Annotated in this window: 11 protein-coding genes; 4 read left to right on the forward strand and 7 right to left on the reverse strand. The window is 75.3% G+C overall.

All coding sequences use genetic code 11. The annotated features are described in order from the left end of the window. The first annotated feature begins 53 nt into the window (after positions 1–53). Together ACZ7LK_RS18200 and ACZ7LK_RS18205 are read left to right on the forward strand one after the other, a co-directional pair. Entirely contained in the window at positions 54–1,130 is a 1,077-nt protein-coding gene (locus ACZ7LK_RS18200) for an AI-2E family transporter (protein ID WP_471141822.1), read from the forward strand. Positions 1,131–1,330: 200 nt separating this feature from the next. Further along, positions 1,331–2,716, forward strand: coding sequence for a serine/threonine-protein kinase (locus ACZ7LK_RS18205; protein WP_469461562.1), 1,386 nt, complete (start codon positions 1,331–1,333; stop codon positions 2,714–2,716). Positions 2,717–2,768: 52 nt separating this feature from the next. Here the strand turns inward: ACZ7LK_RS18205 and ACZ7LK_RS18210 are convergent, their stop codons facing one another. Genes ACZ7LK_RS18210 through ACZ7LK_RS18225 form a run of 4 tightly spaced genes read right to left on the reverse strand, consistent with a single transcriptional unit; the run spans position 2,769 to position 7,860 of the window. Beyond that, the gene (locus tag ACZ7LK_RS18210) at positions 2,769–3,701 is read right to left on the reverse strand and encodes a S66 peptidase family protein (protein WP_471141826.1); all 933 of its coding nucleotides are present in this window, start codon (positions 3,699–3,701) and stop codon (positions 2,769–2,771) included. Next, positions 3,698–5,680 (reverse strand): prolyl oligopeptidase family serine peptidase, encoded by a 1,983-nt coding sequence (locus tag ACZ7LK_RS18215; protein WP_471141829.1) that lies wholly within the window; start codon positions 5,678–5,680, stop codon positions 3,698–3,700. Before ACZ7LK_RS18215 ends, ACZ7LK_RS18210 begins: the two co-directional genes overlap by 4 nt. Positions 5,681–5,693: 13 nt before the next feature. Beyond that, on the reverse strand, positions 5,694–7,034 hold the full coding sequence (locus tag ACZ7LK_RS18220) for a M20/M25/M40 family metallo-hydrolase (protein WP_392274043.1): 1,341 nt from the start codon (positions 7,032–7,034) through the stop codon (positions 5,694–5,696). Further along, entirely contained in the window at positions 7,027–7,860 is an 834-nt protein-coding gene (locus ACZ7LK_RS18225) for a M55 family metallopeptidase (RefSeq protein ID WP_392274044.1), read from the reverse strand. The genes ACZ7LK_RS18220 and ACZ7LK_RS18225 overlap by 8 nt, the downstream gene beginning before the upstream one ends. Positions 7,861–8,021: 161 nt before the next feature. On the opposite strand from ACZ7LK_RS18225, the gene ACZ7LK_RS18230 reads away from it, so the two are divergent. Continuing rightward, complete coding sequence (locus ACZ7LK_RS18230; RefSeq protein WP_392274045.1) at positions 8,022–8,765, forward strand: 2OG-Fe dioxygenase family protein; 744 nt, start codon at positions 8,022–8,024, stop codon at positions 8,763–8,765. On the opposite strand, the gene ACZ7LK_RS18235 is transcribed toward ACZ7LK_RS18230, so the two are convergent. Beyond that, positions 8,752–9,885 (reverse strand): carboxylate-amine ligase, encoded by a 1,134-nt coding sequence (locus ACZ7LK_RS18235; protein ID WP_471141835.1) that lies wholly within the window; start codon positions 9,883–9,885, stop codon positions 8,752–8,754. The genes ACZ7LK_RS18230 and ACZ7LK_RS18235 overlap by 14 nt on opposite strands. A 64-nt stretch (positions 9,886–9,949) precedes the next feature. Continuing rightward, positions 9,950–10,480, reverse strand: a complete 531-nt coding sequence (locus tag ACZ7LK_RS18240) for a hypothetical protein (RefSeq protein ID WP_392274047.1) — start codon at positions 10,478–10,480, stop codon at positions 9,950–9,952. Positions 10,481–10,677: 197 nt separating this feature from the next. Between ACZ7LK_RS18240 and ACZ7LK_RS18245 the strand changes: the two genes are divergently transcribed. Further along, on the forward strand, positions 10,678–11,241 hold the full coding sequence (locus ACZ7LK_RS18245) for a hemerythrin domain-containing protein (RefSeq protein ID WP_471141838.1): 564 nt from the start codon (positions 10,678–10,680) through the stop codon (positions 11,239–11,241). Positions 11,242–11,547: 306 nt separating this feature from the next. On the opposite strand, the gene ACZ7LK_RS18250 is transcribed toward ACZ7LK_RS18245, so the two are convergent. After that, positions 11,548–13,896: an MFS transporter gene (locus tag ACZ7LK_RS18250; protein WP_471141841.1), complete on the reverse strand. Its 2,349-nt coding sequence runs from the start codon at positions 13,894–13,896 to the stop codon at positions 11,548–11,550. Between the last annotated feature and the right edge of the window lie 132 nt (positions 13,897–14,028).

Consider the following 14,028-nt stretch of genomic DNA (forward strand, 5'->3'; position numbering starts at 1 on the left):
CGGGCGAACGTCCGGCCCCGGGCGTGGCGGGGCGGCCGTGCGGTGGTACCTCGATGGGCATGGAGCCCCAGGTGTCCCCGTTCCTCCGCACGGCCGCGGCCCACGCGTGGCGCCTGCTGGTCGTCGGCGCGGCCGTGTACGGCGTCTTCGCCGTACTGGGCCGCTTCCACGAGATCGGGGTCGGGCTCTTCCTGGGCCTGGTGGTCACCGCGATGCTGCGGCCCGTCGCCGATCTCGTGGCCCGCCGGCTGCCCCGCGGGGTCGCCGTGGCGCTCACCCTGCTCGCCGGGATCGCGCTGGTCCTCGGGGTGCTGGCGTTCGTCGGTGAGGCGGTGGCCGGCGAGACGACCACCCTGGTGCGGGAGTTCCGCCAGGGGGTGGACCGCATCGAGGAGTGGCTGGAGAAGCCGCCGTTCCGGCTGCGTCCGGACACGCTGTCCGACCTGCACTCCCGGATCGCCGAGTTCCTCTCCAGCCATCGCTCGGCCCTCCTCAGCAAGGCGGTCAGCGGGGCGAGCGAGGCGGTGCACGTGCTGACCGCCCTGGCGCTCGGCCTGTTCTCCTCGGTGTTCTTCATCCACTCGGGCGACCGTCAGTGGAGCTGGTTCTGCGCCCAGCTCCCGGAACGGCTGCGGTCGCGCTGGACCCTGACGGGCCGTGCGGCGTGGCGTACGTTCACCGGCTACACGCACGGGATCGTGCTGGTCGCCGCGACCAACGCGATCCTGGTCGGGGTGGCGCTGTACTTCCTCGGGGTACCGCTCGCCGTGCCGCTGGCGCTGCTGGAGTTCGTCGCCGCGTTCGTCCCGCTGGTGGGTTCCCCGGTGGCGCTCGCGGTGGCGGCGGTGGTCGCCCTGGCGGCGAAGGGGCCGCTGACGGCCGCCGTCGTCGTCGCGCTGATCGTGGTCATCGGACAGATCGAGGGGCATCTGCTGCACCCCCTGGTGATGAGCTGGGCGGTCCGTCTGCACCCCCTGGTGGTGGCGGTGTCGGTGATCGCGGGAGCCGTCGCGGCCGGTGTCGTCGGCGCGGTGGTGGCCGTGCCCCTGGTGTCGGTGGCGTGGGCGGTGTTCACCGCGCTGCGGGACGCCCGGCGGGCCCGGCCCGTGGAGGCTCCGGGCACCTCCTGAGCCCGTTCCCGGCCCGCCGCCGGTGGCCGGGATGCGCCGGTACGGCACGTGGCACGGATGTCCGGCCGCTGACGGGGCAGGCGTACACAATCCGTGCGTGCGGCGGTCCGGTCGTATCCGTGCCGGGTGGGTGCGCGGGTGAACACGCGGACGTGGACAGGCGACGTGGACAGGCGGCGACAGGAATGCGGGGAGTGCTGATGAGGGTCCGCCCGTGGTCGGTTCGACCGGACTTCCGGCTCACGGCCCATGTGGTGGCCGGCCGCTACCGGCTCGACGATCCGCTGGGCCGCGGGGGCGCGGCCGATGTGTACGGAGGCCTGGACCTGCGGCTGCGGCGGCCCGTCGCGGTGAAGGTGTTCCGCCCGGAGGGGGACGCCGAGGCGGAGGACCGCTTCGACGGCGAGGCCCGGCTGCTGGCGCAGCTCCAGCACCCCGGCCTGGTCACCGTGTACGACTGCGGCCGGGACGACGGCCGGCCGTTCCTGGTGATGCAGCTCGTCAAGGGCACCACCCTGCGCCGGCGCATAGCCCGGGGTCCCCTCACGCCCGCCGAGGCCTGCCGGATCGGCTCCGCCCTGGCGTCGGCGCTCGGGCACGTGCACGCGGCGGGAGTGGTCCACCGTGACATCAAGCCGTCGAACATCCTGATGGACGAGACGGGGGTCCCCTACCTGACCGACTTCGGCATCTCCCGGCTGCTCGACAGCACCGTCCACACCGCCACCGGCGCGCTGATGGGAACCGCCGCGTACATGGCGCCCGAGCAGGTGATGGGCAGGGGCGCGGGGCCGGCCGCCGACGTGTACAGCCTCGGGCTAGTCCTCATCGAGTGCCTGAAGGGCGAACTGGAGTACGGCGGTCCCCCGCTGGAGTCCGCGATAGCCCGCCTCCACCGGGAACCGGTGATACCGCCGGACCTCCCGCCGGAGCTGGTCGAGCTGCTGGTGGCCATGACGGCCGCCGACGAGAACGACCGGCCGGACGCCATGACCTGCTGCCGGGCGCTGGCCGCCCTGGCGCCGGGCGGCGACTCCGGCCCGCCGGTGGCCCGCCCGGCCGACGCCCACGTCCCCCCGCACGACACCCTGTCCTACCAGGCCGGGCACCGGGCCGGACGCCGGGCCGAGCACGTCGGCCCCGCGGACACCGGAACGCCGGCCGAGGGGCCCGCGGCGCCCGGACGCGCCCCCCGTCGCACCGGCCGGGCCCTGATCACGGCGGGCACGGCGCTGGCCGCGCTCGGCGTCGCGCTGACCGGTTCCACCGTGCCCCCGGGCGACGGGCAGAACGTGGCCTCCCGTCCCCCGCACCCGGCCCCGACGGACCGCGCCCCCGCAGCCCCCGCGGCCCCGGCCGCTTCCGCCCCTCCGGCGAGCCCGGCCTCCGCCACCGCGCCGCCCGCCGGCGCCCGCGGGAGCGCGGTGAGGGTGAACCCGGTCGCCGAACGCGCCGAGGCGCACAACCCGGCTCCCTCCCCGGAGGCACCGGCCGCCTCGCGGGGCCGGTCCGGCCAGGAGCCGGGCCACGGCAAGGCGAAGGGCCGTCCGGCGCACGCGAAGCCGAAGAAGAACCACCACCGCTGACCTGACGGGCTCCGTGCCCCGCCCGACCGCGCCGCCCGGAGCCGGGGTCCGGTCAGCGCAGGGCGGGTGCGTCCAGGGTGAGGGTGCGGGCGTCGGCGTCCAGCGTGGCGGGCAGGCCGAGCGGGACGGTCAGGTTGGTGGGGCCGTGCCCGAAACCGAGCTGTTCGACCACCGGTATGCCCAGCGGGGCCAGGCGGTCCAGCAGGGTGGCGCGGACCTCGGCGTAGGGGCCGCACTCCTCCCAGGAGCCGAGGGCGATGCCCGCGACGCCGTCGAGGTGACCGGCACGGAGGAGGTGGGTGAGGATGCGGTCCAGCCGGTACGGCTCCTCACCGACGTCCTCCAGCAGGAGCAGGCCCCCGCGCGCGGAGGGGCGGGCGTACGGCGTGGCGAGCTCGGCGGCGAGCAGGGCCAGGCAGCCGCCGAAGGTGACCCCCCGCGCCCGGCCGGGGACCATGGTGCGGGCGTCCGGGAGGCCGAGGGTGAGCACCGTCTCGGGTTCGAGGAGGGTGGCCCGCAACGACTCCTGGGTGGCGGCGTCCTGGAGGAAGGTGACCGCCCCGGCCATCGGGCCGTGCAGCGTGGCCAGGCCCATCCGTACGGCGAACGCCTCGTGGAGCGCCGTCACGTCGCTGTAGCCGACGAACACCTTGGGCCCGGCGTCCCGTATGGCCGTCCAGTCGAGCAGATCGGCCATCCGCTGCACGCCGTACCCGCCGCGGGCGCAGACCACCGCGGCGACGGACGGGTCGCACCACGCCTCCGTGAAGTCGCGGGCGCGGTCCTCGTCCCTCCCGGCCAGGTACGGCAGTTCCGGGTGGACGTCCAGGACGTGCGGCATGGCCACAGGGTCGAGGCCCCAGCCGCGCAGGACGTCCAGGCCGGCCTTCAGGCGATCCTCGGGAACGGGGCCGCTGGGGGCGACGACGGCGACCCGGTCGCCCGGCCGCAGACGCCGGGGCCGGGTCAGCGGGGTCACCGTCATTTCCTCAGCTCCAGTGGGGGGACGTCGTCCCGGGTGATGCCGAAGACCCGCACGTAGAGGCCCAGTTCGGCTTCCAGGGCCCGCACCAGGGTGTCCGCCCGCCGGAAGCCGTGACCTTCGCCCTCGAAGGCGAGGTACGCGTGCGGGACGCCGCGGCCCGCCATCGCCGCGAGGAACCGCTCGCACTGGGCGGGCAGGCAGATCACGTCGTCGAGTCCTTGCAGCAGCAGGAAAGGGGAGGTGATCCGGTCGACCTGGGCGAGCGGGGCGCGGTCCCGGTAGCGGCCGGGGACGTCCGCGAGCGGTCCGATGAGGGACTCCAGGTAGCGGGACTCGAAGTCGTGCGTCTCCTCGGGCCACGCGGTCAGGTCCAGGACCGGGTAGAGGAGGGTGCCGCAGGCGTACACGTCGGTGGCGGCGAGCGACGCTGCGGCGGTCCAGCCGCCCGCGCTGTCGCCGCGGATCGCCAGGCGGTCCGGGTCGGCGGTGCCCTCGGCGGCGAGCGCCTCCGCGACGGCGGCGCAGTCCTCGACGTCCACGACGCCCCACTGCTCCCGCAGCCGGTCGCGGTAGTGCCGGCCGTAGCCGGTGGAGCCGCCGTAGTTGACCTCGGCGACGCCGATGCCGCGCGAGGTGAAGTAGGCGATCGCCAGGTCCAGGACCAGGGGAGCGTGCCCGGTGGGTCCGCCGTGCGCCCACACCACGTAGGGCGGCAGTTCGTCGTCGGGGGCGATCCGGTCGGGGTTGTGCGGCGGGTAGACGTGGGCGTGGATCTCCCGGTTGTCGGGGCCGGTGAAGGTGCGGATGTGCGGCTCCGGGTAGTACGCCGGGTCCACCTGGTCGTCGTGGGCGGCGCCGACGACCCGGGTGCGTCCGGTGCTGGTGTCCAGCTCCACGACCTCGTAGCCGCTGCGGGGGCTGGCCGCCACCCCGATGACGCGCGTTCCGTGGCCGGCGAGGGTGGGAGCCCATTCGGTCCAGGGGCCGGGGGCGTCGACCACCTCGCCGGTCTCCGGGTCGAGTATGCCGAGGCTGGTGGTGCCCTTGCCGTGGATGACGGCGATGGTCCCGTCGTCCAGCGGCTGGAACCACTTCAGTCCGATCTTCCACAGCGGCCCGCCGAACTCCTCGGACCGCCCGGTGCACAGGGGGGCGGTCACGCCGTCCGGCCCCGTCCGCCGCAGCTCCCACCAGCCGCCCGCGTCGGAGACGTACAGCAGGGAGCCGTCCAGCGCCCAGCCGGCCTGGCAGACCGACTCCTCGGTGCCGCCGGCGACGGCGCGGACACCGGTGAACGGTCCGTCGTCCGTGACGTCGCCGGTCATCACGACCGTGCCGTCCCACGGCATCCGGGGGTGGTCCCAGGCGAGCCACACGGCCCGCCGGCCGTCCGGCGAGAGCCGGGGGCCGGTGACGAACCGGTGCCGGTCGTCGGTCAGCTCCCGCACCGCCCGCCGGTCCCCGGCCGCCGACCCGTCGAGGGGCACGGCGGCGACGACCCGGCGCACGTCGCCCGGGCCGGGGCCGGTGAACTCCTCCAGGACGCACCACACCTCGTCCCGGTCCGGGTGGATCACGGGGTCCACCCAGCGCAGCCCGCCGCCCACGCCCGACACCGGGGTGAGCGGCACCGGGTCACCCGCGCGGTCCGGCTCGTAGGCGTACAGCCGCTGGTCGGGGAAGTGGCTGAAGACGACGAGCGGCCCGCCGCCCCGCTCGCGCACCGCGCCCGCCCACGGCTGCCCGCCGTACTCGACGACCCTGCTGCGGACGTTCCACGGGGTGGGCAGCACCTGATCCTCGGTGCCGTCGGGGCGACGGCGCACCAGGGCGCGTCTGCCGCCCTCGGCGGGGCGTGGCTCGGTCCACCAGACCTCGTCGCCGACCACACCGACGTACTCCGGGCGTCCACCGTGCGCGGCGGCGAGACGCGCGCCGATCGGTGACGGCCAGGTTCCGTATGCCCCCGTGGGTACCATCGCGGATTCCCCCCTACGCGGTCTGAAGGTAGTGGTCGAGGACGCGGATGCCGAAGTGCAGCGCCTCGACCGGGACGCGCTCGTCGACGCCGTGGAACAGCGCCTGGTAGTCGAAGCCGATGGGCAGCCGCAGTGGCGAGAAGCCGTAGCCGGTGATGCCGAGCCGGGCGAAGTGCTTGGCGTCGGTGCCGCCGGACATGCAGAACGGCACGACGTGGGCGTCCGGTTCGAAGTGCTCCAGCGCGGCCCGGAGTTTGGCGTACGTCGGTGAGTCGACGGGTGCCTGGAGGGCGATCTCCTGGTGCGCGAACTCCCAGTCGACGTCCGGCCCGGTGAGCATGTCCATGGTTTCGGCGAACTCCAGGTCCGAGCCCGGCAGCACCCGTCCGTCGATGTGGGCGGTGGCGACGCCGGGGATCACGTTGACCTTGTAACCGGCGTGCAGCATGGTCGGGTTGGAGCTGTTGCGGACCGTCGGCTCGACGAGCGCGGCGGCGCGGCCGAGCTTCGACAGCAGGACGTCGGCGTCGAAGTCGTCCGCGTCGAGGTCGGGCTGGAGGCCGTGCAGCGCGGCCAGTTCGGTGAGCGCGGCGCGCACCGTGGGCGTCAGGCGCACCGGCCATTCGTGCGCGCCGATGCGGGAGACGGCGTGGGCCAGCCGGCTCACCGCGTTCTCCCGGTTGACCTTGGAGCCGTGGCCCGCGCGGCCCTCGGCGGTCAGCTTGAGCCAGGCCGTGCCGCGTTCACCGGCGCCGATCGGGTAGATCTCCAGGTCGGGTCCGGCGTGGAAGGTGTAGGCGCCGGACTCGCCGATCCCTTCCGTGCAGCCCTCGAAGAGGTCCCGGTGGCGGCGCACCAGGAAGGCGGCGCCGTCGGCGGCGCTGGCCTCCTCGTCGGCGGTGTAGGCGATGACGATGTCGCGCCGCGGCCGGATCCCGTGGCGGGCCCACTCGCGGACGACGGCCAGGACCATCGCGTCCATGTTCTTCATGTCGACGGCGCCCCGGCCCCACACCAGCCCGTCGCGCACCTCCCCGGAGAAGGGGTGGACATCCCAGTCGGCGGGGTCGGCCGGCACCACGTCGAGGTGGCCGTGCACCAGCAGGGCGTCGGCCGAGGGGTCGGTGCCCTCGATACGGGCGACCACGTTTGTGCGGCCCGGGGTGCGCTCCAGCATCGCCGGTTCCAGCCCGGCCTCGGCGAGCCGCTCGGCCACGTACTCGGCGGCGGGGCGCTCCCGGCAGTCACCGCTGCCGTGGTTGGTGGTGTCGATGCGGATGAGCTCGGAGGTGAAGGTGACCACCTCGTCGAGCGCCTGCGAGTCCGTGTCGAACGGTGCCGTCACGTCAGCCATACTGCTCCTCCACTGCGGCCGAGACGATCGTGGTGACCGCCTTGAAGGCGCGGATGGCTTCGTACATCGTCTCGCTGGTGTACGCGACGCGCCGTTCCCCGCTGGGCGCCACGCCGGGGACGACGGTGGCGGCCGCCGCGAGGTGCTCCGCGTCGAACTCCAGCTCCACGGTGAACGGTCCGCCCCGCACCGGTTCGTACCGTACGGCGAGAGCGGTCGCGTCCTTGGCTGCGGCGCGGATGTCGGCGGCCGTCCGGGTGGGGGTGCGGCACACGGCCGCGTACCGCGACACATGGTCCTTGACGGCGACCTTGCGGGCCTCGGGGGCGTACCCGAGGGCGTCCTCGCAGGTCAGGTCGTCGCCGGTAACGAGGATGACGGGCACGCCGTGCTCGGCGACGACATGGGCGTTGAGCATGCCCTCGCTCGCCCGGACCCCGTTGAGCCACACGCCGGTGATGGAGTTGGCGAGGTAGGTGTGGGCGAGGACCCCTTCGCTGCCCGCGCCCGTGTGATACCCGACGAACGCGATGCCGTCCACGTCCCCGTGCTGGACGCCCTCGACCATGGAGAGGGACTTGTGTCTGCCGGTGAGCATCTCGACGCGCTCGTCGAGTTGCTCCAGCAGCAGGTTGCGCATGGTCCAGTGCGCCTCGTTGACGAGGACCTCGTCGGCGCCGCCGTCGAAGAAACCCAGCACGGCCGCGTTCACGTCGGAGGTGAACATGGACCGGCACCGCTCCCACTGGGGCGTGCCGGGCAGCACGTCGGCCGGCCAGGTCACACCGGTGGCGCCTTCCATGTCGGCGCTGACAAGGATCTTCATGCCTCGAAACCGTACGCGGTCCCGCCCCGCCTGCCCAGGCCTGTGGATAACGGTCGGCCGGGGGGCGGGCGGGCGGCCCCGGAACATGCCCCGGCGTGCGCCGGTCATGCGCCTGCCATGCGCCGGATGCGGAGCGCGGGCCGCCGCCGGACCATGGACCCATGGAAGACCTGGCCGATGACAGGACCGCGGCGCACGCCACCCCGGTCGCCGCCGCCCACCGTGCCCTCACCTCCGAGGGCGTCCACCTGATGTCCCCGGCGGCCCTCTCGGAGTGCCTCGGCACGGACGAGCACGACTGGGCCGCCTTCGCCGCCCATTGGGAGGACCTCGTACCCGACGCGTACGCGGCCGAACGGGGCACGCGCCGGCTGCGCCGCTACGGGCACTTCTCGCTGTCGCGCACCGGGGAACTGACGCCCCGGCCGCACGACACGTTCGTGCAGCCCGAGGACTCCAATCCGCTGTACGTGGACGTGGACCGGCACTTCGAGCCCCTGACGGACACCTTCGTGGCCGACCCGCTCCTGACGCCGCTGCTGCGGATGCTGGGCGACGTGGCGGCCTGCCTGGACGGCACGGACGAGTGGAGCGTCAAGGTCCACCCGTTCCGGGTGATCGCCACGGCCGGCGGTCAGGGCGCGCCCACCCCGGAGGGCCGGCACCGCGACGGCGTCACCCTGGTGACCTCGCTGCTGATCGGCAGGGAGAACGCCACCGGCGGCGAGAGCACCGTGTACGACGCGGACGGCCGGGAGTTGCTGACCACCACGCTCGACGCGCGCGGGACGCTGCTCCTGGGCGACGACCGCTCCACCCTGCACGGCGTGTCGCCCATCCGGCCGCTCGACGCCGGCGGGCCCGCCCGCCGGGACGTGCTGGTGACCACGCTCACGGCCCGCTGACCCGGCCGGTGGCGCGTACCAGCGCGTCGACCACCCCGGCCGGGCCGGCTCCGTCGCGGGCCCAGGCGCGCTGCCGCTCGGCGCCGGTGCCCCGGGCCGCCAGGCGCCGCAGGAACGCCGACACCTCGCCCATGTCCCCGTACGCCTCCAGCACCGGCCGGACGTGCCGCACCAGGCGCTCGGCCTGCTCCGGCACGGGCAGGACCCGCCCGCTGAGCGCGTCCACGCCGCTGCCGGGCCAGCCGTCCCGGGCGGCGCGCCAGTAGGCGGCGCGCAGCACTTCGGCGTCCGGGCGGGGTCCGGGGTCGCCCCGGACGGCCCGGTCCGCACTGGTCACGACGAGCGCCCTGACCAGTGCCGTCAGGGCCACCGTGTCGTCGACGTCCGCCAGGACGTCCATGGAGCGGACCTCCAGCGTCGGCAGGCGCGGGTTGGGCCGCAGGTCCCAGAAGGGCATGCCGGGCTCCAGCATCGCCTCCGACTCGGCCATGGCGACGGCCACCCGCTCGTGGTGGTCGAGGGACTCGGCGTACGGCGGCGGGCCCAGGCAGGGGAAGCGTGACCGGATGACGGACCGCCAGCTTGCGTAACCCGTGTCGTACCCCTCGTGGAACGGCGAGTTCGCGCTGAGCGCCACCAGGAGCGGCAGCCAGGGCCGCAGGTGGTTGCCCGCCATGACGGCGAGCTCGCGGTCGGGCAGGTGCACATGGACGTGGAGGGCGCTGATGGAGAAGTCGTCGAGCATGGCCCGGTACTGGTCGGCCCCGGCCCGGTAGCGCGGGTGGTCGCCGATCTCGGTGCGGGAGGAGGCGTCCCGGGGGGCGCCCAGGACGGGTGTGCCGGACGCGCACAGGTGGAGGCCCTCCGCCCGGGCGGCGGCGACGGCTGCCGCCCGAACCCGGTGGAGCTCCCGGCGGAGGTCCTCGGTGCCGGGGCAGGGCGGGGTCTTCCCCTCGATCTGGTACTCGGTGAACTCGCCGCACACGAGGTCCCCGACCATGGCGCGGGCCCTGGCCACCACCTGGGTGCCGGCGGGTTCCACGCCGCGGGTCTCCGGGTGGACGAGGAAGTACTCCTCCTCGACGCCGACCGTGGGCGCGCTGTTCTCCCAACCGTTCACCGCTACAGCATCACGCCCCCGGCGGGCCGTGTCTCGGGGAACGGCGGTGCGAGGGTGCCCGGGCTCAGGCGGTCAGCGGTGCCGGTCCGGCGGCGAGCCGGTCGAGGAGCAGGTCGCGGTGGAGCTCCGCCACGGGCGCGAGCAGGTCCGGGTGGCGCAGCAGCGCGGCGGCCCGGCGGTCGCGCTCGTCCGGGTCCACCAGGCGCCGGAAGTCGACGGGGGCGCCCGCGGTGTGCGCGGATCCGGTGAGGGCCTCCGCGGCGGTGGCGGCCAGCTCGGGCGCGCCGAGCAGGGCGGCGGCCCAGCTCGCGACGACCTCGTCGACCCAGGTCCGCCACGCCTCACCGTCCTCGTCCCCGGCCGCGTCGGCCCCGGTCACCCCGTCGAGCCGGGCGGCCCCGCCCGGTCCGGCGACGGCGACGAGCGCCGCGTCCATCGCGGTCGGGTAGCGCAGCCACGCGGCGACCGTGACGGCCTGCCGCGCCTGGGCCTCGGCCAGGGCGTGGTCGAGTGCGCCGCCGCCCGCCGGATAGGCGCGGGTCAGCCACCGCGCGGTCGCCGCTATGAGCGGGGAGAGCGAGAAGTCTGCGGGCACGGCTGGTCCATTCCGGATGTACGGGTGCGAGCGGACGGAAAACGTACCCCTGGAGCCCGAGGACCGAAATGACGCAGCTCACGCACGGCCGCACATGGGGCCGGGCCCGACACGCTGGGCGGACGGCAATACGCCCGGCACCGGCGCGGCGGCGTTTCATGGGGGATCCGTACAGCACGCGCGTGAGGAGCGACGGCATGGCACACGGTGGAGACGTCGTCACCGAACTGAGCAACGACCACCAGGAGGTGGAGGAGCTCTTCACCACCATCGAGGAGCTGCCGCCCGGCGACGGCCGGCGCAAGCAGTACGCCGACCAGGTCACCATCGAGCTGGTCCGGCACGCGGTCGCGGAGGAGACCTACCTGTACCCGGCGGTGCGCGAGCACGTGCCGGGCGGTGACGCGCTCGCCGACAAGGAGCTGGGCGATCACGCGGCCGCCGAGCGCGTCATGAAGGACCTGGAGGGCTGCGAGGCGGCGGACCCGCGGTTCGACGTGCTGGTCGACCGGCTCATGGCGGAGATCCGGTCGCACATCACCGACGAGGAGAACAACCTCTTCCCGCGTCTGAGGGAAGCGTGCTCCGCCGAGGTGCTGGCGGAGCTGGGCGACAAGGTGCGGCAGGCCAAGCGGACGGCGCCGACCCGCCCCCACCCCTCGGCCCGGGACCGGCCCCCGGCCGACAAGCTGCTCGCCCCGGGCGTCGGCATGATCGACCGCCTGCGCGACGCGATGACGGGCCGCGGCAAGGACGCCTGACGGGAGCGGCGGCCCGGCCCACGGAGGGGAGGCCCTCCGCCGTCACCCCGGCCGGCCGGCGACCCGCCAGGGCGGAGGGCAGGTCGATACGCGTGCCGTCCGGCGCCTGCTCGGTGGCGGGCAGCGGCATCCTGCCGGAGGCGAGCACGTCGGGGCCCGCCGTACGGAAGTGCTCCGGCAACTCGGCGCCGGCGACCGGGGCCGGGGCGATGCCGTGGCGGAGGACCGGCAGGACCTTGGGCGGCGGGCCGCCGGGGCCGCTCCCGTGCGCCGTTGCGCGCCGGGCATCCACCGGACCGACCGCCGTCAGTCCTCGTGGCCCAGACGGAGATCCCGCTCGGTGCGTCCGCCCCCCGCGACCTGGAAGACGGTGGCCACCGGCGCGTACCCGGCGGCGATGACGGTGTACTCGCCGGACGCGAGGTCCACGAAGCGGAACGTGCCGTCGGGGCCGGTGGTGAGCGTGTCGACGACCGTGCCGGCGGCGTCGAGCAGGGTTACGCGCGCGTCCTCCACGGGCCGTCCGCCGGGCGCCCGCACCGTCCCGCGCAGCACCGCTGTCCCGGCCAGCTCGATGTCCCGCCGGGTCTCACGGGCCGCCTGGACGCTCACGGGCAGGGCGGCGGGCCGGAAGCCCGGGGCGCTCGCGGCCAGGGTGCACTCCCCCGCGACCGGCGCGGTGAGGAGGTACCCCCCGTCGGGGCCCGTGCGGGTGCTCGCGACGACTTCTCCGCAGGCGTCGGTGAGGGTGACCGACGCCTCGCGCACGGGCGTGCCGTCGGCGGTGCGCACGGTCCCGGCCAGCCGGCCCGCGCAGCCGAGGACGACGTCGATCTCGACGGGCCCTTCGCCGACGGTGACGGGTACGGCCCGGGGCTGGTGCCCGCCGGCCGCCGCGATCAGCACGTACGACCCGGTACCGGGCACGCCGAGCGCGTACCGCCCGTCGTCGCCGCTCGCCGCGCGTCCGATCTGCCGCCCCTGGTCGTCGACGAGGGTGAGGGCGGCGCGCGGCACGCACGCCCCGTCGTGCTGCCGGACGGTTCCCCCGACCGGTACGTCGCCCCGCCGGCCCGGCTCGGTGCGGGGCGGGGGCACGGCGGCCGTGGTGGCGGCGCCGGCCGTCAGCGGCTTCTCCTTGAGGAAGAAGGCGATGACCAGGCCGAGCCCGAGGACCGGCACCAGATGGAGGAAGGTCCGGGGCATCGCCTGGGAGCACGCCTCCAGGTACGCGTCCCGGAGGGTGGCCGGCAGGGCGTGCAGGGTGTGGGCCGTGTCCGCCCAGGGGCCCGGCAGGCCGGGACCGGCGGGGGGCCGGCCGGTGAGGGCCCGGTCGAGGCGGTGGGTGAACAGGGCGCCGAGGGCGGCGGTGCCGAGACAGGTGCCGACCAGCCGGAGGTGGAAGTGGGCGCCGGTGGCGGTGCCCAGGGCGGCGGGCTGCGCGGCGTTCTGGACGGCGAGGACGAGGGCGGGCAGGACGAGTCCGATGCCCACACCGAGGACGGCCTGCCAGACGCCGTGGGTGAGGCGCGGTGTGTCGGGTCCGAGGCGGGACAGCAGCCACATGCCCACCACCGACACGGCGCCGCCGAGCACCGGGTGGACCGTGTGGCGGCCGGTGCGGGTCATGAGGTGTCCGGAGACGAGGGAGGCGACGGCGATGCCGCCCGCCAGCGGCAGCACCAGCAGCGCGGCCCCGGCCGCGTCCGTACCGGCGGTCAGCCGGAAGTAGGCGGGCAGGCAGCCGGCGACGACGTGGAGGGCGACGCCGGTGGTCACGCCCACGAGGCCGCTGACGGCGAAGGCGGGGTCGCGGAACAGCGCGAGCGGGAGGATCGGCTCGGGCGCGTAGTTCTCCACCACGACGAACAGCAGGGCGGCGCCGGCCGCCCCGCAGGCGAGGCCCAGGACGACGCGCGAGTTCCAGGCGTGCTCGGTGCCGCCCCAGTCGGCCAGCAGCACCAGGAAGGTGGTGGCGGCCGCCACCAGGACCGCACCCAGGACGTCCAGGCGCCCCCGGGCCGCGGGGGCGAGCGGGGTGAGGGCGGCGCCGACCAGGAGCAGGGCCAGCAGCCCGGGAGGCACGGTGAGCCAGAAGCACCAGCGCCAGGAGAGGTGGGCGGTGACGAGTCCGCCGAGCAGCGGGCCCGCCAGGGTGGCGAGGCCGAACACGGCGCCGAGCACCCCCATGAAGCGCCCGCGCCGGGTGGCGGGGACCAGGGCGGCCGTGATCGCCGGGGCGCCCGCCAGCAGGCCGCCGGCACCGGCGCCCTGGAGCGCGCGGAAGGCGATGAGCTGGTCCATGCCGCGCGACCAGCCGGACAACGCCGAGCCGGCGAGGAAGACGACCAGGGCGAGCAGGAAGAGCCCCTTGCGGCCGCGGAGGTCGCCGAGCCTGCCGTGCAGGGGCAGGGTCACGGCGGCGGCCAGGAGGTAGGCGGTCGCCACCCAGGGGGCCCGGCCCTCGCCCTGGAGGTCGCGGGTGACGGAGGGGAGGGCCATGGCGGTGACGAACTGTTCCAGCACGGCGAGCAGCAGTGCCAGGACGAGCCCGCAGAAGACGACGCGCACGCGCGCGGGGCTGTGGCCGGCGTCCGTCGGAGCGCCACCGCCCGGGGCTCCGGACTCGCCGGCCTGCTCCACTCCCCGTGCCATGTCCGGCCCCGGATCCTTGGGGACGCTGTCCCCGGGAGAGGCCTCGGGCACCCGGGGCGCGGCGACCCGTGCGCCGGGCAGGGACGTGGCGGCGGCGCCTTCCCAGGTGACGGTGTCGGGCCCCCACCCCCC

Source organism: Streptomyces sp. NPDC039423, assembly GCF_055598725.1.